Source organism: Bittarella massiliensis (ex Durand et al. 2017), assembly GCF_017566145.1.
Lineage (GTDB): Bacteria > Bacillota > Clostridia > Oscillospirales > Ruminococcaceae > Bittarella > Bittarella massiliensis_A.
Map to the genome: position 1 here is coordinate 1 of NZ_JABFCL010000255.1, position 219 is coordinate 219.

Below are 219 nucleotides of genomic sequence, written 5' to 3' on the forward strand. Positions count from 1 at the left end.
GAATATTGATGCAATATCCGCCATAATTAAACTGTAGTACCGAGGAAGTAACTGAAATTCCTCTCTCCTTTTCAATTTCCATCCAGTCTGACACCGCATGTTTTGCGGTCGCCTTACCCTTTACGGAGCCCGCCTGGTTGATGGCTCCTCCATATAATAAGAACTTTTCCGTCAAGGTCGTCTTCCCGGCGTCCGGGTGGGAAATAATGGCGAAAGTTC

1 protein-coding gene is annotated in these 219 nt (G+C 47.0%); it reads right to left on the bottom strand.

Annotation, left to right across the window (positions count from 1 at the left end; translation table 11 throughout):
- Positions 1–219, bottom strand: a 219-nt coding sequence (locus tag HJY11_RS14240) for a GTP-binding protein (RefSeq protein ID WP_243764579.1), incomplete at both ends; no start/stop codon positions are given.